18 protein-coding genes are annotated in these 17077 nt (G+C 69.2%); 16 read left to right on the top strand and 2 right to left on the bottom strand.

The features are described from left to right. The first annotated feature begins 5 nt into the window (after positions 1 to 5). From dapC to BTM25_RS18290, 7 genes are all read left to right on the top strand, one after another. Entirely contained in the window at positions 6 to 1091 is a 1086-nt protein-coding gene (gene dapC, locus BTM25_RS18320; protein WP_103564072.1) for a succinyldiaminopimelate transaminase, read from the top strand. A 142-nt stretch (positions 1092 to 1233) separates the two neighbouring features. Next, positions 1234 to 1836: a DUF4178 domain-containing protein gene (locus BTM25_RS18315; RefSeq protein WP_103564071.1), complete on the top strand. Its 603-nt coding sequence runs from the start codon at positions 1234 to 1236 to the stop codon at positions 1834 to 1836. 3 nt (positions 1837 to 1839) lie between these two features. Further along, positions 1840 to 2319, top strand: a complete 480-nt coding sequence (locus BTM25_RS18310; RefSeq protein WP_103564070.1) for a DUF2617 family protein — start codon at positions 1840 to 1842, stop codon at positions 2317 to 2319. Next, complete coding sequence (locus BTM25_RS18305; protein WP_103564069.1) at positions 2316 to 2720, top strand: DUF4247 domain-containing protein; 405 nt, start codon at positions 2316 to 2318, stop codon at positions 2718 to 2720. The genes BTM25_RS18310 and BTM25_RS18305 overlap by 4 nt, the downstream gene beginning before the upstream one ends. Beyond that, complete coding sequence (locus BTM25_RS18300; protein ID WP_103564068.1) at positions 2717 to 3463, top strand: hypothetical protein; 747 nt, start codon at positions 2717 to 2719, stop codon at positions 3461 to 3463. The genes BTM25_RS18305 and BTM25_RS18300 overlap by 4 nt, the downstream gene beginning before the upstream one ends. Then, a complete protein-coding gene (locus tag BTM25_RS18295; protein WP_103564067.1) occupies positions 3460 to 3885 on the top strand; it encodes a DUF350 domain-containing protein in 426 nt (141 codons plus the stop codon). Before BTM25_RS18300 ends, BTM25_RS18295 begins: the two co-directional genes overlap by 4 nt. Next, the gene (locus tag BTM25_RS18290) at positions 3885 to 5468 is read left to right on the top strand and encodes a polyamine aminopropyltransferase (protein WP_103564066.1); all 1584 of its coding nucleotides are present in this window, start codon (positions 3885 to 3887) and stop codon (positions 5466 to 5468) included. The genes BTM25_RS18295 and BTM25_RS18290 overlap by 1 nt, the downstream gene beginning before the upstream one ends. Here the strand turns inward: BTM25_RS18290 and BTM25_RS18285 are convergent. Then, the gene (locus tag BTM25_RS18285; protein WP_103564065.1) at positions 5465 to 6172 is read right to left on the bottom strand and encodes a MerR family transcriptional regulator; all 708 of its coding nucleotides are present in this window, start codon (positions 6170 to 6172) and stop codon (positions 5465 to 5467) included. The genes BTM25_RS18290 and BTM25_RS18285 overlap by 4 nt on opposite strands. 89 nt (positions 6173 to 6261) lie before the next feature. On the opposite strand from BTM25_RS18285, the gene BTM25_RS18280 reads away from it, so the two are divergent. The 5 genes from BTM25_RS18280 (at position 6262) to BTM25_RS18255 (ending at position 12799) form a co-directional block, all read left to right on the top strand. After that, entirely contained in the window at positions 6262 to 7404 is a 1143-nt protein-coding gene (locus tag BTM25_RS18280) for an acyl-CoA dehydrogenase family protein (protein WP_103564064.1), read from the top strand. 297 nt (positions 7405 to 7701) lie between these two features. After that, complete coding sequence (locus BTM25_RS18275) at positions 7702 to 9393, top strand: DUF262 domain-containing protein (protein WP_205648143.1); 1692 nt, start codon at positions 7702 to 7704, stop codon at positions 9391 to 9393. 4 nt (positions 9394 to 9397) lie between these two features. After that, a complete protein-coding gene (locus BTM25_RS18270; protein WP_103564062.1) occupies positions 9398 to 10618 on the top strand; it encodes a type II toxin-antitoxin system HipA family toxin in 1221 nt (406 codons plus the stop codon). A 1034-nt stretch (positions 10619 to 11652) separates the two neighbouring features. Continuing rightward, positions 11653 to 12012, top strand: a complete 360-nt coding sequence (locus BTM25_RS18260; protein ID WP_103564061.1) for a hypothetical protein — start codon at positions 11653 to 11655, stop codon at positions 12010 to 12012. Positions 12013 to 12082: 70 nt separating this feature from the next. Beyond that, the gene (locus tag BTM25_RS18255) at positions 12083 to 12799 is read left to right on the top strand and encodes an aspartate/glutamate racemase family protein (protein WP_205648141.1); all 717 of its coding nucleotides are present in this window, start codon (positions 12083 to 12085) and stop codon (positions 12797 to 12799) included. On the opposite strand, the gene BTM25_RS18250 is transcribed toward BTM25_RS18255, so the two are convergent. Continuing rightward, a complete protein-coding gene (locus BTM25_RS18250; protein WP_103564060.1) occupies positions 12696 to 13592 on the bottom strand; it encodes a UbiA family prenyltransferase in 897 nt (298 codons plus the stop codon). The two genes, BTM25_RS18255 and BTM25_RS18250, sit on opposite strands and share 104 nt — an antisense overlap. A gap of 146 nt (positions 13593 to 13738) precedes the next feature. On the opposite strand from BTM25_RS18250, the gene BTM25_RS18245 reads away from it, so the two are divergent. The 4 genes from BTM25_RS18245 (at position 13739) to BTM25_RS18230 (ending at position 17059) form a co-directional block, all read left to right on the top strand. Next, a complete protein-coding gene (locus BTM25_RS18245) occupies positions 13739 to 14794 on the top strand; it encodes a type III polyketide synthase (RefSeq protein WP_103564059.1) in 1056 nt (351 codons plus the stop codon). A 7-nt stretch (positions 14795 to 14801) separates the two neighbouring features. Next, positions 14802 to 15317, top strand: coding sequence for an isoprenylcysteine carboxyl methyltransferase family protein (locus BTM25_RS18240; protein ID WP_103564058.1), 516 nt, complete (start codon positions 14802 to 14804; stop codon positions 15315 to 15317). After that, entirely contained in the window at positions 15314 to 16327 is a 1014-nt protein-coding gene (locus tag BTM25_RS18235; RefSeq protein WP_103564057.1) for an NAD(P)/FAD-dependent oxidoreductase, read from the top strand. The genes BTM25_RS18240 and BTM25_RS18235 overlap by 4 nt, the downstream gene beginning before the upstream one ends. A gap of 288 nt (positions 16328 to 16615) precedes the next feature. Further along, positions 16616 to 17059, top strand: a complete 444-nt coding sequence (locus tag BTM25_RS18230) for a hypothetical protein (protein ID WP_103564056.1) — start codon at positions 16616 to 16618, stop codon at positions 17057 to 17059. The last annotated feature ends 18 nt before the right edge of the window (positions 17060 to 17077 follow it).

Genomic DNA, 17077 nt, shown 5'->3' with positions numbered 1-17077 from the left:
GGTAAGTGCTCGCGCTGCCGGACTTTCCCTGGGACCGCCTGGTGCCCTACCGCGAGCGGGCCGCCGCGCATCCCGGCGGCGTCGTGGACCTGTCGGTCGGCACGCCCGTGGACCCCACGCCCGAACCGGTGCGCGCCGCGCTCGCCGCGGCGGCCGACGCGCCCGGCTACCCGCAGACCTACGGCACGCCCCGGCTGCGCGAGGCGGTCGCGGCGTGGCTGCGCGAGACGCACGGGGTCAGCGGCGCCGACCCGTCCGCCGTCCTGCCGGTCATCGGCACCAAGGAACTCGTCGCCTGGCTGCCGACGCTTCTCGGCTTCGGCGCGGGCGACACGGTCGTGTTCCCCGAGCTGGCCTACCCGACGTACGACGTGGGGGCGCGGCTCGCCGGGGCCGCGTCGGTCGCGACGGACGGGCTGCTGTCCCTCGGGCCGGCCCGTCCCGCGCTCGTCTGGGTGAACTCGCCGTCCAACCCGACCGGCAAGGTGCTGCCCGCCTCGCACCTGCGGAAGGTCGTCGCGTGGGCGCGCGAACGCGGGACGATCGTCGTCAGCGACGAGTGCTACCTCGACTTCGGCTGGGATCCGGAGTGCCCGCCCGTCTCGATCCTGCACCCGGACGTCTGCGGCGGGACGCACGAAGGGCTCCTCGCCGTGAACTCCCTCTCCAAGCGCTCCAACCTCGCCGGGTACCGCGCCGGGTTCGTCACCGGTGACCCGGCGCTGGTCAAGCGGCTGCTGGAGGTCCGCAAGCACGCCGGGATGATCGTCCCCGCGCCGGTGCAGGCCGCGATGGTCGCCGCGTTCTCGGACGAGACGCACGTCGCCGAGCAGCGCGAACGCTACGCCCGCCGCCGCGCGCTGCTGCGCGGGGCGTTCGAGCGGCACGGCTTCCGCGTGGACCACTCCGAGGCGTCCCTGTACCTGTGGGCGACGCGCGACGAGTCCTGCTGGGACACGGTCGCGCACCTCGCCGACCTCGGCATCATCGTCGGCCCCGGCGACTTCTACGGCCCGGCGGGCGCGCGGCACGTCCGCATCGCCTTCACGGCGACCGACGAGCGCGTGGAAGCGGGCATCGCCCGCCTCTGAGGCTTCGGGCGGACGGTGATTCGCGCTGGTCACGTCCGGAACCGGACGGGTGGGTGATGCGTCCCATCATCTCGGGATCCTGCTGTTTCGATACGATTCGCGGGTTCTCAGGGGACGGGTCGTTGCTTTCCGGAGGTTTCAGGTGCTCGGTGCGGTCGTCGCGGTGTTGCTCGTGCTCGTCCTGGCGGCGCTCGTCGTGCTGATCGTGGTGCTGCGCCGGCGTGCTCCGGCCGCCCCGGCGGTCGCGGCGCCGCGTGACCCGTTCGCCCCCGAGGACCAGGCCGCCGGGGATCCGCGTGCGCTGAAGGCCGGGGACATGGTGGAGTACCTCGGCGTCCGGTACTTCGTCCGCGGTTCGCTGCGGCTGAAGGAGGGCGGCTTCACCTGGTCCGAGCACCTGCTGGACGCCGACACCGCGGGCGGCGGCAAGGTCTGGCTCTCCGTCGAGGAGGACCCGGACCTGGAGGTCGTCTGGTGGACGGAGCACGACGCCGACGGGCTCACGCCCAGCGAGCGTTCGCTGACCGTGGACGGCGTCGAGTACCGGCGCGACGAGCACGGCACCGCCGACTACACCACCGAGGGCACGACCGGCGTTCCCGCGCGAGGACGGGTCGAGTACGTCGACTACGAGGGTCCCGGCGGGCGCTATCTGTCGTTCGAGCGCTATGGCGACGGGTCCTGGGAGGCGGGGCTCGGCGAGCGCGTCCCCAACGGCTCGCTCACGATCTACCCCGGTAGCTGACCGTTGCTCGCCCCCCTCGACACCCCCTTCGCCGACACGCGCGCCGACGCGCTGCGGTTCGCGCTCGGACTGCCGCCGCTGGACGCGCTGGCCGTCCTGGCCGTGCCGTGCGGGACGCGCACCGTCGAACTGCGGCTGCTCGGTGCGTCCCACCAGATCATCTGCGGGGACGTCAGCGAGACCGTCGCGTGCCTGCCGGACACCGGAGCACCGCTTCCCGGACGGTACGACACCGCGTCCTACGCGTTCACCGCCCGTACCGAACGGCACGCCGACGATGCCGCGTTCGCGCGGGCCGTCGCCGCCGTCCGCGCGGACCTCGACGGCCGCCGCGACGCGCTGACCGGGGCCTTCCCCGGCTCCCCGCACGCCGTCACCGCCCTGCTGGCCGAGCCGTCCGGGCTCGGCTGGCGCACCTGGCACGCCTACCCCCAGACCCGGGAGATCGTCATGACCCGCAGCCGCCTGGCGGTGACCCCATGAGACGCGCGCTCATCGGCGGTTCGCTCATCGCCGGACTCGGCGTGGCCGTCACGCTGATCGCGCTGCTCGCCGGCGGATCGTCGGCGCAGTCGTTCATCAAGAGCCACTACAGCCGGATCGGTGTCGGCACGTACCGATCGCCGTACCCGCCGGCCGTGGTCGCGCGGCAGATCGTCAAGAAGAAGAAGCCGTACGACCGCGCCTACGACCCGAGCGGGATCTTCCTGCGGTACCGGTCGGAGGTCGTCGGGATCCTGCCGGACGGACGCGGCAGCCGCATCACCGTCGAGGACCCCGATCGCGGATACCGGCACTACCACTCGTACGTCGGCGGACGGTGGGGCGGCTACCACGGCCACATCTCGACCTTCCGCGGCGGCGGTCCGGGGAGCGGCAAGTGAAACTGTTCCGCAGCCCCGGCTTCTGGATCATCGCGATCACCGCCGCGATCATCGGGCTCTCCTTCCTGCCCCGCGCGTTCGAGTCGGACGACGGCCTGGAGACCGCCGCGCAGGTCTTCCAGCCCGCCGACAACACGCGCCTGATCGGCCGCCTGTCCGCCGCGCAGAAGGCGCAGGGCGTCTGCTACGGCTACGTCGTCGACTCCGACCTGCACGGCGGTTGGGCCACCGGGCTCACCGACCCGCGCGGGCTGAGCCCGGAGGACGTGGCGAACCAGGACGTCCAGTACGCGTCCGGCCTCGGCGACCGCACCGACCCGCGGACCGTGCCGGCGCAGTGCCCGCGCTGGGTCGTCATCGTCGCCGAATACGACTACACGTCCTACGACGAGGAGTTCACGTCGGTGACGGTGCGCGCCGTCGACAACATCGGGCTCGCGCAGACGCTCCCGAACGGCGTCCTCGCCGGCCTCGGCCTCACGGCCAAGGACCTGGTCGCGTCGGACGGCATCGCGCGGCTCGCCGACGTCGTCACCTCGGCGCCGCTGCTGACGTCGCAGGCCGGTCTCGCGCCCGCCGTCCCGCTGGACTCCGGCACGGGCGGCACGCCCACCGGGGACCGCATCTCCGACGCGAGCGACGCCGGACGGTACGTCCCCGTCGTCCTCGGGGTCATCCTCGCCGTCGCCGGTCTCACCTGGATCGTCGTCGCAGCCTTCCGGAGCAGGAGGAACGCCACATGAACAGCGTCGTCCACGAGAGCGGGGCGGCCCTCGCCTACGGAGCCGTCGGCATCGCGCTGATGGCGCTCGGCTATCTCGTCGTGGAGGTCACCACGCCGGGCAGGCTGGGCGACCAGATCTGGCTGGAGCGCAACCGGGGCGCGGCGCTGATCCTCGCGGCCAAGCTCCTCGGCGTCGGGACGATCGTCGCCACCGCCATCGTCACCAGCGACGACGGGCTCGCGCAGGGGCTGCTCGAAACGAGCGTGTACGGGATCATCGGGATCGTCCTGACGGTCGTCGCGTTCTACCTGCTCGACCTGCTGACGCCCGGCAAGCTCGGCGCGACGGTCGTCGCGTCCGACGTCCTGCACCCGGCCTGCTGGGTCGTCGCGGCGGCCGACCTGGCCACGGCGGGGATCGTCGCCGCCGCGATCTCCTGATGTCCGCTCCGGCGACCCACCCCACGGGCGGCGGGCTGCGGGTGCCCGCGCGTTTGGCGCGGACGCTCGTTCTCGCGGCCGTGTTCGCATGCGCCGCGTGTGGGCTCGTCTATGAGCTGGCTCTTGTCGCGCTCGGCAGCTATCTGGTCGGGAACTCGGTCACGCAGGCGTCGATCGTCCTGTCGGTGATGGTGTTCGCGATGGGGATCGGGTCGCTCGCCGCCAAGCCGCTCCAGAAGCACCCGGTTGTTGCATTCGCAGTCGTCGAAGGCGCGCTCGCACTCGTCGGCGGGCTGTCGGTGCTCATGCTCTACGCGGCGTTCGCGTGGCTGGACGTGTACGTGCCGGTGCTCGTCCTCATCGCGTTCGCGGTCGGGGCGCTGATCGGCGCGGAGATTCCGCTGCTCATGACCCTGCTGCAGCGCATCCGGCGGCAGGACGCGGGCAGCGCCGTCGCGGACCTGTTCGCCGCCGACTACGTGGGCGCGCTCGTCGGCGGGCTCGCCTTCCCGTTCCTGTTGCTTCCGCACTTCGGGCATATCAAGGGCGCGCTGCTCGTCGGCGGGGTGAACGCGGTCGCCGGGATCGCGGTCGTGCTGTGGCTGTTCCGCGGCCAGGTCGCACGGGTCGCGCGCGCCGGGCTGTGGGCGGGGATGGCGCTCGTCCTGGCCCTCCTCGGCGCGACGTACGCGCTGGCCGGACGGTTCGAGGAGTCGTCCCGGCAGGCCCTCTACGACGCGCCGATCGCGTTCGACCGGCAGACGCCGTACCAGGAGATCACGATCACGCGGTCGCTGTCGCTGGCGGGGCGTCCGGACGTGCGGCTGTTCCTGAACGGCGACCTGCAGTTCTCGTCGGTGGACGAGTACCGGTACCACGAGGCGCTCGTCCATCCCGCGCTCGCCGGGCCGCGCGGGCGCGTGCTGATCCTCGGCGGCGGGGACGGGCTGGCGATGCGCGAGGTGCTGAAGTACCCCGACGTCCGGTCGGCGACGCTGGTCGAGCTGGATCCCGAGATGCTGCACCTGGCCCGCACGTATCCGGACCTGGTCGCATTGAACCACCGTGCATTCGCCGATCCGCGTGTGCGTCTCGTGACGGCCGACGCGTTCTCGTGGCTGCGCGGGCTGCGGGAGCAGTTCGACACGGTCATCGTGGACATGCCGGACCCGGACGAGGTGGCGACCGCGAAGCTCTACTCGCTGGAGTTCTACGGGCTCGTCCGGCGGACGCTCGCGCCGGGCGCGCGGATGGTCGTCCAGTCGGGCAGCCCGTACTTCGCGCCGAAGTCGTTCTGGAGCATCCAGAAGACGATCGCGGCGGCGGGGTTCGCGACGACGCCGTACCACGTGGACGTCCCGTCGTTCGGCGACTGGGGCTACGTCCTCGCCGCGCCCGGGTCGTCGCCGCCGGCGCTGCGGCTGGACGCGCGCGTCACGTCCGGCCTGCGCTACCTGGACGGTTCGGTGCTCGCGGCGGCGACGGTGTTCGGCAAGGACGTCCGGCGCCGGGACGTCGAGATCAACACGCTGGACCACCCCCGCCTCGTCGGCTACGAGGACCAGGAGTGGAAGAACGCCTAGTCGTTCGGGACGGTCCGGCGGATCGCGTCGTCCACGGCGCGCTGGAACGACGTCACCAGTGACTGGATCATCAGCGGTTTGAGCTTGGCCGACAGCTCCAGCAACCGCTCCCGTTCCTCAGGCGGACGTCCCCGTTCCCGGTACGGGCGAACGACGGTCTCCTGAAAAACGCCCTGGAGTTCGTCCGCCAGCGCGGCCGTGTAGCGCTCCAGGACGCCGTGGGCCGCGACGAGCGTCTCCAGCGGCATCGGCAGGTCCGCCAGCTCCGCGCCGACGCCGAGCAGCGCGGGGTTCGCGACGCGGACCCGGTCGCCGTCCGGCGCGTCGACGACGCCTAGCGCGGCGAGCCTGCGCAAAGCGTCGTCGTCCAGATGGCGTCCGGCGCGGCGGTCCAGCTCGTGGCGGTCCATCTCCTCGGGCCGTTCGGGCGCCCAGGGGGACAGCAGCGCGCGTTGCAGCGCGACGTCCTCGGGCGGCGCGTCGGCGGGGATGCGCGCGACGTGCTTCTCGATCGCCGCGAGCGTGAGCCCGAGCGCCTGCAGTTCCCGGACGAGTTCGAGCCGCGCGAGGTGCTCGGGGCCGTAGAGCCCGGTGCGTCCGCGCAGCTTCGGGGGCGGCAGCAGGCCCCGGCCCGCGTAGAACCGGACGGTCCGGACGCTGACCCCGGCGCGGGACGCCAGCTCGTCGATCGTGAGATCGGCCATGTCGCTCCCCGGGGCTCGTCTATGTGACAGTACTAGTGTTACATTCATTCTGTATCAGCGCATGCTTACACCCTGGGAGGGGCGCCGCGATGGCACGCGAGATCTTCACCGCCGAGCACGAGGCCTTCCGCGACGTCGTGCGGTCCTTCATCGACAAGGAGATCGCCCCCCACCACGGGCAGTGGGAGAAGGACGGGGTCGTCTCGCGCGACGTGTGGCGCGCCGCCGGCCGCCAGGGGCTCCTCGGCATCGACATGCCCGAGGAGTTCGGCGGAGGCGGGAACACCGACTACCGGTACTACGTCGTGCTGAACGAGGAACTGGCGAAGGCCGGAATCCACGGGCCGGGATTCTCCGTCCACAACGACATCAACGGCGGCTATCTGCGGGCGCTCGCGACGGACGAGCAGAAGGCGCGCTGGCTTCCCGGCTACTGTTCCGGCGAGATCATCACCGGCATCGCGATGACCGAGCCGTCCGCCGGCTCCGACCTCCAGGGCATCAAGTCCACGGCGATCCGCGACGGCGACCACTACGTCCTGAACGGCTCGAAGACGTTCATCTCCAACGGCATCCTGTCCGATCTCGTCATCGTCGTGGCGAAGACGGACCCGTCCGCCGGCGCGCACGGCGTGAGCCTGCTCGTGGTCGAGCGCGGAATGGACGGCTTCACGCGCGGCCGCAACCTCGAAAAGATCGGCATGCACGCGCAGGACACCGCCGAACTGTTCTTCGACAACGTCCGCGTCCCGGCGGACAACCTTCTCGGCGAAGAGGGCCAGGGCTTCATCTACCTCATGCAGAACCTGGCCCGCGAGCGCCTGTCCATCGGCGTGACCGCCCAGGCCGCCGCCGAGGCCGCCTTCGAGCAGACCCTCGAATACTGCAAGACGCGCGAGGCGTTCGGCCGTCCGATCGGCAAGTTCCAGCACAACCGCTTCACGCTCGCCGAGATGAAGACCGAGATCACGGTCACCCGCGCCTTCACCGACCAGTGCATCACCAAAGAAGGACGCGGCGAACTCTCCATCGAAGAGGCCGCGATGCTGAAGTACTGGAGCACCGAACTCGTCAAGAACGTCGTGGACCGCTGCCTCCAGCTCCACGGCGGCTACGGCTACATGACCGAATACCCGATCGCCCGCGCCTACCAGGACGTCCGCATCCAGACCATCTTCGGCGGCACGACCGAGATCATGAAAGAGATCATCGGCCGCAGCCTCGGCATCTAGGCTGAGCAGGTCGCTCGCACACACTGATCATGAACGGTCGCGAGTAGCCCCCGGGTCTGCGCGCACGTGTGCCCCCGAGGCCGTCGGTACGCGTCCGTAGTCTCGGGGTCGCTTGACCTCCTCGAGCACGCGCTACGAGGTGAGTCCGTGCTTGATCAATTGGCCGTATGCTTTCACGGGCCCCTTCGGGAGTGTTAGATAGGACTACCACTCCATCAGTGTGGGTGGGCAGGTAGGTAGCAGCGAGGGGGGAACGGGATGAGTGCGGCTAATCTGGACACACGACCGCATGCAACGATGTTCGACGTCGAGCGGCTGGTCAATATGGCCTGGAGTGGTCATATCCGTGTTCCGCACTTCCAGCGAGACTTTCGCTGGCAGCGGATAGATGTCATTCGGCTCTTCGACAGCATCGTGCGAGGGTACCCTGTCGGCTCTCTGCTGCTGTGGCGCCGGTCGGCCGAGGCCGCCCGGTTGAAGCTGGGAATTTTGGAAATCGACGCGCCTGCAACCGAACAGGCTCTGTGGGTAGTCGATGGGCAGCAGCGAATTATCAGTCTAGCAAATGCCCTGCATGAGAGTGGTGCGAAAGATTCGCGGTTTTCTCTTGCCTACGACCTGCGTATTGACCAGTTTGTTAGTAGGCCGCAGGTCGATGAAGCGCTGGTAATTCCGCTGCCGGTGATCTTCGATTTGGTAAAGATCCTACGTTGGTTCGGTACCTACCCGGAGGCGGCCGACTACGTGGTTAAAGCGAATGAGATCACCAAGACACTTAGGCAGTTCTCGATCCCAGCGTACGAGGTCGCGCAGGGTGACGCGCAAGTCCTGCAGGACATCTTCGACCGTATGAACAATTACGGAAAAAGGCTAAGCCGAGCTGAAGTATTTTCGGCGCTGTTCGCTGGCCATGAGAGCAAGAAAGGCGAGTCTCTTACATTTGACGTAATCGCGCAGAATGTCGAAGAGGAACTCGGCTTTGGTGTCATCGATAATGATACCGTACTCAAGGCGGTTTTGGCCCGACGTGGACCTGATACTGCACGGGAGATCCGCAACGAGTTCTCCGACGAGCGTGAGCCTCGCGGTACCCAGTCTGGTCGAGCTATTATCGAATTTCCTGATGAAGATCGTGACACGGCGTACAGACTTGGAGAGGCAGGCATCAAGCGTGCCGTCGAATTTCTGCAGGACGAAGTCGGTGTCCCGCACTTCAGCATGCTGCCGTATCGGCACTTGCTCATCGCACTGACCCGATTCTTCGCCCACTTTCCTAATCCGGATTCCCGCAACAGACTGTTGCTACGTCGCTGGTTCTGGCGCGCTGCGGTCACTGGCCCGGAGATTTTCAAAGGGAGCACCACTGGCGCGACCCGTGCCTTCTGCTTTGCTGTACAGCCGGACGATCTGGTTGGCTCACTGCAAAATCTATTGGGTCTGGTCGATCGACCGGACACGGCACTCCCTGATCTCCGTCGGTTCCGCAGTAACGAGGCGGCTACCAAAATTGTACTGTGTTCTTGGTGGGGTCAAGTTCCGCGCTCACTCGACGACGGAGAGCCATTCGAGCGGGAAGATCTATCAGAAACACTTTTTGATCGCAAAACGGCGCTGGACGTGGTCCGATACATTATCCCCCGACATGGCGTGCCTGCTGATTATCGGCTTTGGGCTGCCGATCGCGTGCTTGCTCCACCGGTGGACGCAGAGGTCGCGCCACTTGAAAGTAAGGTGATTCAAAAGCCGGCCACGATTGAAAGCGACAAAAAGTGGTATGCCGCGTTGGCGTCCCATTGCATAACTCCTCAGATGTCGCAATTGCTGGCACGTGACCAGATCGTTGCATTCCTTATGGCACGGCAAGAGGCTTTGCAGAAACAGTTGGCTGATTTCCTGGCGCGACGGTGTGAATGGAAATTTGAAAATACGCCGAGTCTCGTCGAGTTGCTTTTGGAGGATCTCGGAGAGGAGCCTGGCGGTGGTTCGTGAAAGTATGCACGGCGTGTGGCTCGGGAGCCGGCGTGTGGGTGCCATTCATCAACGCGGAGACCACACGAGGTTTGTCTTGGACGATGACTATCGACGGGATCCCGAGCGACCCGTGCTTGGCTTGATCTTTGAGCAGGACCTTCTGAGACCTCACGCCGCAGCGCTTCGGCTACCACCTTGGTTTTCGAACTTGCTTCCTGAAGGCCTGCTCAAAGAGTGGATTGCCGACGACCGGGGTGTGTCGATCGACCGTGAGATGGAACTTCTTATTCAGGTCGGTCATGACTTGCCAGGCGCAGTACGGGTGGTCACTGAAGATTCAAATAAGATAAGGGATCTTTGGGAAACGAATGCGCTTGAAACGAGCCTGTGGCCGCCCGGCGCGACTGAGGAACACCCGGGATGGCGGTTTTCTCTCGCGGGTGTTCAATTGAAGTTTTCAATGATCTCCGACCGGGATCGTCTAACGTTGCCTGCGTTCGGAGAAGGCGGCGACTGGATCGTCAAGTTGCCAGACCGTGAATATTCTGATGTACCACTCAACGAATATGCGATGATGTCTCTTGCTAGGTCTGTCGGGATCGATGTCCCCGACTTGAAGCTTGTGCACAGAGATGCGATCGCAGGCTTGCCTGATCGGGTATGGCCGCGCGGCGAGGAGTGGGCGTATGCCGTCCGGCGTTTCGACCGAGATGGCAGTAGGGCAAGAATTCATATCGAAGACCTGGCCCAGGTCTGTAATCTATACCCTGATCGCAAGTATTCTGGGAATTATGAGTCGATCGCGGCATTGGTTTACCGTCGACATGACATCGCCGCACTGGCGGAATTTGCTAGACGGCTTACTTTTATTGTTTTGATCGGCAATGGCGATGCGCATTTGAAAAATTGGTCATTGATTTATCGCAATCCCAGAATGCCGACCTTGTCACCTGCTTATGATCTAGTGTCAACGGCACACTATCGATCGGGCGGCGTTCCGGAAAATCTCGGTTTGAGATTCGGTGGTAGTAAACTGTTCGACCGGATCAATGTGAGGACCTTCGAACGACTCGAGCGTAAGTTGTCTGCCGAACGGGCGAATCTTGCGGAGCAGGTGGCAGACACTGTCCGGCGGGTTTTGGATGAATGGCCCCGGTATGAGCATCTACTGAAAAGCAATGGCGCACTTAGAAAGTCTATTGGTGATAGTATTGACTGTCGCGCTAAAACATTGCTTCGGTAGACGTGAAATGCAGTGTGGGAGATCCGGCCCAGGGTTTTCGGTGCGCTTCGAGGACGCTTTCAGTGATCGGGACGTTGGTCCGGATGTTCATTAAATCCTTCTGGGGGTCACGGGGTTGAAGCGCAGCGTTATATGGGTGCCGAGGGCCCATGCCACTGCCGCGCAGGAATGCGGGCGGACAGTGGCCTCGTGGTGGAAGCAGCGTCGGAGCTCATCTGCGAAAACCTGCCGCCGGTTGCGGGCGATCACCTCGAGCGGGTGCTTGTGAGATCTGGGCGGCAGGGGCGCCGCGGTGTTCATGTAAATGGCGGCTTGTAGCAGGTGCGCTTTGGGCCTTGGCGCCACGATATTCGTAGATTCATCTGCAGGTTGATCGCTTCGGCGACGCACAACGCGAAGTCGTCCGGCAGGCCCCGGTCGGTGAGGCGTAATAATGCGAGTCGTGCGCCTTGGACGGCGACGCAGGGAGTTGGGGGACGACAGGTCTGCCAAGAGTGATAGCGATACCGTGGAGCAGGCACGCGGCGTACAACAGTCCGGGGTCGTAGCGGATGCCGCCAATACGCGCGAACGTGTCCGGCCAGTGCGAGCAACTTTGGCTGTGGCCGAGCAGTGCGGGCTGTGGGACTGGGTGAGCAGGTCACCGACCGGGTCGCGGTCTCGGCGCCCGCCGAGTGCAGCGGACCGATCGGCGCGCGCAGGGCCGGACGCGAAGCGGGTCAGCGTGGACGGGGCAGTGAACGCGCTGTAGCAACCGCGCGAGTACTCCTCGTCCGCCCAGTCGTGCTTGATGAACGCGACGGGATCGGCCGTCCTGGGGTTGAAGTAGGCGGTCAGGTCGGCAAAGACGAGCCGCCGCCGGTCCGGGGGCAGCCGGGACGCGGTGGCGGCGTGCCGTTTTTCAGGAAGGCCACGAGAACACTGGGCATTCCGCCGGGAAGCGAGTTGTCGAAGACGGTCCCGACGGCGCGGCGGTCGCCGTTGGCCTGTCCGCTCAGCTCGTCGCGGCGCCACAACAGGGCGTCGCCGCCGCGATGGACGACCCGTGGGAGCAGGCCGTCGCCGGCGTCGAAGCGTTCCTGGACGTCTGCGCCGAGCGCGAGTACCGCGAGATCGTCCTGTTGCAGGGGCCGATCGCGCTCGGCTGGCGGCAGTGGCGCGAGATCGACCAGCGCCACCTGGGGGAGCCGCTGACGTCCGGGCTCCAGTCGCTCATCGACGCGGGCCTGCTCCAGGACCATCCGGCGGAACTCCTGGCGGCGGCCGTCTACGGCAGCCTCACCGAGATCTCCCTGCGCATCGCCGACGCCGACGATCCCGCCGCCGCGCGCCGCCAGGCCGGACGGCTCGCGCGCAGCCTGCTCGCGGGAATCGCCGTCCGTCCGCCGGGCTGACCGTTCCCCCCGGCATTCCGAAAACCAGGCCCTCCAGGACCCATGATCCGGGCGGCTAGGCTGCCGGATCATGGGGCATTCTCAGGTGGGGACGATCGGGCTCATCGGCGGTATGAGCTGGGAGTCGTCGGCGGAGTATTACCGGTTGCTCAATGTGGAGACGCGGCGGCGGTTCGGCGGGTATCACTGTGCGCGCAGTTTGATGCTGACCGTTGATTTCGCCGAGATCGAGGCCATGCAGCGGGCGGACGACTGGGATGCGGCCGGGCTGCTGCTCGCGGATGCGGCCCGGCGTCTTGAGGCGGGTGGTGCGGACGTCATCCTGCTGTGTACGAACACCATGCATCTGGTGGCCGATCAGATTCAGTCGGCCGTATCTGTGCCGTTCCTGCACATTGTCGATGTGATCGGTGCGAGTGCCCGCGAGGCCGGGGTGGGGCGTGTCGGTCTGCTGGGGACGCGCTACACGATGAACGCCGCGTTCTACCGGGAACGGCTGGCGCGCGACTTCGGTGTTGAGGTCGTCGTTCCGGACGACGCTGGGCAGCGTGACGTCCACGACGTTATCTACGACGAGCTGACGCAAGGGCGCGTCGAGGAGCGCTCGCGGCGTCGCTACGTCGAGGTCATCGGCGACCTGGCCGCGCGGGGGGCCGAAGCCGTCGTGCTCGGCTGCACGGAGATCACCCTGCTGTTCGCCGGGCACGAGGACGAGTCGCCGCTCCCGCTGCTCGATTCCACGGCCTTGCATGTCCGGCGTGCGCTTGATCTTGTGACGGACGGGTGAGAAGGGCCAGGTCCAGGGCGGTGACGGCTGCGGCGGCGGCGAAGGGGGCGTGCGGGGAGCGGGCGGACAGGGCGCGGGCGGTGAGCGTCAGGGCGACGGCCGTTGCCAGGGCGGCGAAGGTCGCTCGGGTCGGGCGCGTCGCGGCTAGCAGGGCGGTCGCGGCGATCGGGGGGACGGGGGTCAGGGCGCGGGCGCGGGACGTGCCCAGGCGGTGCGGCCAGCCATGGACGCCGTTGGAGCGGTCCATGTCGAGGTCGGGCAGCGCGTCCGCCAGGTGCGCTCCGCAGCCGAGGACGGCCGACGCGGTGATCACGGTCCAGTCGGGGCGTGTCGACGGCCCGGCCAGGGCCACGAACGTGGGGAGGGCGGCGAAGCCGGTCGCGTAGGGGAGCCAGGAGAGCGCTGTGCCCTTGAGGCCCAGGTCGTAGGCCCACGCGGCGGCGACGCCTGTCAGGTGGACGGCCCCGGCCCGCCGTCCGGACGCCAGCGACAGCGGCACGCACGCCGCGAGGGCGGCACCGGCGGCGGTCCAGACGGCTCCGGGCGGGACCGCGCCGTCCGCGACCGGCTTGCCGCCACGGCCGGACGCCCGGTCGCGGGCCGCGTCCAGGGCGTCGTTGCACCAGCCGACCGATGCCTGGCCCGCGAGGACCGCGCCCGCGACCAGGCAGCGCTCCCGGCGTGAGCGGCCGGACGCGGCGGCGTACGCCGTGGTCAGCGCGGTGACCGCCAGGGACGGCACCGGGTGGCAGGAGCGGGCCAGGGCGAGGGCGAAGCGGAGCGGCGGGGCCATGTTCGCGACCCTAGGCGTCCGATTCGTCCGGCAGGCTTTTCTTTCATGGATTTTGTCCGTGGCATAGGCGGGTGCGGTGAAACGTCCGGGGATGGACCCCGGTGTGCGGGCGGCTCCGCCCGTCCACCCGGCCATCCGAGGTGCCCATGACCACGATTGCGGCCGTCCGCGGCGCGCTGCCCGTCCACCGCTACCCGCAGACGAAGATCACCGACACGTTCGCCGACGTCTGCGCGCTCGGCGGCACCCGGCGCGGCCTGCTGGAGCGGGTGCGGGCGTCGGCGGGCGTCCAGTACCGCCATCTGGCCGTCCCGCTGGACGAGTACGCGCGCATCGACGGCTTCGGCGCGGCCAACGACCTCTACATCGAGCACGCCGCCGACCTCGGCGCCGAGGCGGCCGGCAGGGCGCTCGACGCGGCGGGCCTCACCCCGGCCGACGTGGACGTGATCATGCTCGTGTCCATCACCGGGATCGCCGCGCCGTCGCTGGACGCGCGGCTGGCGGGGCGGCTCGGGCTGCGGCCCGACGTCAAGCGCGTCCCGATCTTCGGGCTCGGCTGCGTCGGCGGCGCGGCGGGCCTCGCGCGGCTGCACGACCACCTGCGCGGCTGGCCGGACGCGGTCGGGCTGCTGCTGTCGGTCGAGTTGTGCTCGCTCACCGTCCAGCGCGACGACGACTCGATCGCCAACCTCGTCGCCGCCGCGCTGTTCGGGGACGGCGCCGCAGCCGTCGTCGCGTGCGGCGCCCGGCGCGGGCGCGAGCACGACGGCCCGACGGTCGTCGCGAGCCGCAGCCACCTGTATCCCGACTCGCAGGACGTCATGGGCTGGCGGGTGTCCGGCGACGGGTTCCGGATCGTGCTCGACGCGAGCGTCCCCGACGTCGTCCGCAGCTACCTCGCCGCCGACGTGGACGGATTCCTCGCCGACCACGGCCTGGCCCGCGAGGACGTCGCCGCCTGGGTGTGCCATCCGGGCGGGCCGAAGGTGCTGGAGGCCGTCGCCGAGGCGCTCGACCTGCCGGACGGGGCGCTGGACGTCACCTGGGACTCGCTGGCCGCGCAGGGCAACCTGTCGTCGTCGTCGGTGCTGCACGTGCTGCGCGACACCGTCGAGCGGCGGCCCGAACCCGGGACGCCCGGCGTGGTGATGGCGCTCGGCCCGGGGTTCTGCTCCGAACTCGTCCTGGTGCGCTGGTAGGCCGGAGATGTCGCCCTGGTACGTCGCGCTCGTCCTCGCCGTCGCCGCCGAACGGCTCGCCGAGACGGCCGTCGCCCGCGCCAACCTGCGGTGGAGCCTCGCGCGCGGCGGGTCCGTCCGCGACTCGGGGCAGCTCCCGGCGATGGTCGTCCTGCACACCGGGCTGCTGGCCGGGTGCCTGCTGGAGACCGATCTCGCGGCGCGGCCGTTCGTCCCCGCGCTCGGCTGGACGATGGTCGCGCTGGTCGTCGCGGCGCAGGCGCTGCGGTGGTGGTGCATCGCGGCGCTCGGACGGCAGTGGAACACCCGCGTCGTCGTCGTGCCGGGCCTCGGACGCGTGACGCGCGGCCCCTACCGGTTGTTCAGCCATCCCAACTACGTCGCGGTCGTAGTGGAAGGGGTGGCGTTGCCGCTCGTCCACAGCGCGTGGATCACCGCGCTGGCGTTCACGGCGGCGAACGCGGTCGTGCTGGCCGTGCGGATCCGCTGCGAGGACGCCGCGCTGACGGCACTCGGCCCGTGATCGACGTCCTGGTGGCGGGCGGCGGGCCGGCCGGGCTCGCCACCGCGATCTGCGCGGCGCGGGCGGGCCTGGAGGCCGTCGTGGTCGAGCCGAGGCCGGGGCCGGTGGACAAGGCGTGCGGCGAGGGGCTGATGCCCGGCGGCGTCGCCGCGCTGTGCGACCTCGGCGTCGCGCCCGCCGGCCGTCCGCTGCACGGCATCCGGTACCTGGACGGGCGCCGCACCGCCGAGGCCCGCTTCCACGACGGCGCCGGGCGCGGCGTCCGGCGGACCGAACTGCACGCGGCGCTGCTGCGGTGCGCGCGGGAGGCGGGCGTCGTGGTCGAGCCGGGACGCGTCCGGGACGTCCGGCAGGACGGCGCCTCGGTCACCGCCGACGGCCGCCGCGCCCGCTGGCTCGTCGCCGCCGACGGCCTGCACTCCCCGCTGCGCGCCGCGCTCGGGCTGGACGCGCCCGTCCGCGCCCCGCGCCGCTACGGCCTGCGCCGCCACTTCCGCGTCGCGCCGTGGGCGGACGTCGTCGAGGTCCACTGGGCCGGGGACGGCGAGGCGTACGTGACGCCCGTCGCCGACGACCTGGTCGGCGTGGCGGTGCTCGGCCCGTCCGGACGGCCCTACGACGACCGGCTCGCGGACTTCCCGGCGCTGCGCGCACGGCTCACCGGCCCGCCCGCGACGGACGTGCGGGGCGCGGGGCCGCTGCGGCGGCGGGCGCGGCGCCGGGTCGCCGGACGGGTCCTGCTCGTCGGCGACGCGGCCGGGTACACCGACGCCCTCACCGGCGAGGGCGTGTCGCTGGCGCTGCGGTCGGCCGCCGCGCTCGCCGCGTGCCTGGCGGCGGGACGTCCGGAAGCCTACGAGGGGGAGTGGCGGGCGCTGTCGCGGCGGCACCGGCTGCTGACCGGCGCGCTGCTGCGGGCGCGGCGCCGCCCGGTGCCCGGACGGCTCATCGTGCCCGCCGCGCACGCGCTGCCCGCGGTGTTCGGGCTCGCGGTCCGGGCGCTCGCCTGAGCGAAAAGGGATTGGACGCTTGAGTACGCCGCCGGAGGAATGATATTCCGGCGGAGAAAGCGTCCAACCGGTCCGGTCACGCGGTTGGACGGCCCTCGGAAGAACCCGCGTCCGGTGATATACCCGCAGCTAGTGGCGGCCTGGGCGCCGGGTGTCCATCTGCGCAGTCCCGTTCTTGCCCGGCGCGACACGGCGGGGTTACGGTCGGCCTTGCCTGAGCGCCGATGTGCCGAATGCGACCGACTCCCCGGCATGGCGACGATTCCGCTTTCGAGAAATCGGACTGACATGAATTCTGCGCAGTTTCCCCCGGCTCCCCGGACGGCGCGCCGCCGGTACTTCGCGGCGGGGCTCGCCGCCGTGGCGCTCTTAGCGGGCGCGTGCGGCGGCTCGGACGGCAAGAAGAAGGCCGACCCGTCGCCGTCGCCGAAGAGCAGCGCCCAGGCGTTCGTGGACTGCATGCGCTCGCACGGCCTGAAGAACTTCCCGGCGCCCGGCCCCGGCGGCCAGCTCCAGTTGTCGAAGGACTCGGGCATCGACCCCAACTCCAAGACGTTCACCGAGGCGTCCAAGGCGTGCCAGCCGCTCGCCCCCAAGGGCGCCCCGGCCTCGGCGAACCCGCAGCAGGGCGGCCCCGGCGGCGCGCCGCCCGGCGGTCCCGGCGGTCCGGGCGGGCCCGGCGCGCCGAGCGGCCCCGTGCAGATCAAGTCGAGCCCGCCGCCGACCAAGTAGGCGGCGGAGCCCGGGGTT

The sequence above is a fragment of the Actinomadura rubteroloni genome (assembly GCF_002911665.1).
In the GTDB taxonomy this organism is placed as follows: domain Bacteria; phylum Actinomycetota; class Actinomycetes; order Streptosporangiales; family Streptosporangiaceae; genus Spirillospora; species Spirillospora rubteroloni.
This window is presented reverse-complemented; position numbering and strand designations above follow the sequence as displayed.

Bases quoted from the DNA above. Each gene is read 5' to 3' on its own strand.
- BTM25_RS18240 (WP_103564058.1), top strand. From the start codon at position 14,802: ATGTCGCCCTGGTACGTCGCGCTCGTCCTCGCCGTCGCCGCCGAACGG.
- BTM25_RS18270 (WP_103564062.1), top strand. From the start codon at position 9,398: ATGCACGGCGTGTGGCTCGGGAGCCGGCGTGTGGGTGCCATTCATCAA.
- BTM25_RS18295 (WP_103564067.1), top strand. From the start codon at position 3,460: ATGAACAGCGTCGTCCACGAGAGCGGGGCGGCCCTCGCCTACGGAGCC.
- BTM25_RS18245 (WP_103564059.1), top strand. From the start codon at position 13,739: ATGACCACGATTGCGGCCGTCCGCGGCGCGCTGCCCGTCCACCGCTAC.
- BTM25_RS18275 (WP_205648143.1), top strand. From the start codon at position 7,702: ATGTTCGACGTCGAGCGGCTGGTCAATATGGCCTGGAGTGGTCATATC.
- BTM25_RS18260 (WP_103564061.1), top strand. From the start codon at position 11,653: ATGGACGACCCGTGGGAGCAGGCCGTCGCCGGCGTCGAAGCGTTCCTG.
- BTM25_RS18280 (WP_103564064.1), top strand. From the start codon at position 6,262: ATGGCACGCGAGATCTTCACCGCCGAGCACGAGGCCTTCCGCGACGTC.
- BTM25_RS18250 (WP_103564060.1), bottom strand. From the start codon at position 13,592: ATGGCCCCGCCGCTCCGCTTCGCCCTCGCCCTGGCCCGCTCCTGCCAC.
- BTM25_RS18230 (WP_103564056.1), top strand. From the start codon at position 16,616: ATGAATTCTGCGCAGTTTCCCCCGGCTCCCCGGACGGCGCGCCGCCGG.
- BTM25_RS18290 (WP_103564066.1), top strand. From the start codon at position 3,885: ATGTCCGCTCCGGCGACCCACCCCACGGGCGGCGGGCTGCGGGTGCCC.
- BTM25_RS18285 (WP_103564065.1), bottom strand. From the start codon at position 6,172: ATGGCCGATCTCACGATCGACGAGCTGGCGTCCCGCGCCGGGGTCAGC.
- BTM25_RS18305 (WP_103564069.1), top strand. From the start codon at position 2,316: ATGAGACGCGCGCTCATCGGCGGTTCGCTCATCGCCGGACTCGGCGTG.
- BTM25_RS18255 (WP_205648141.1), top strand. From the start codon at position 12,083: ATGGGGCATTCTCAGGTGGGGACGATCGGGCTCATCGGCGGTATGAGC.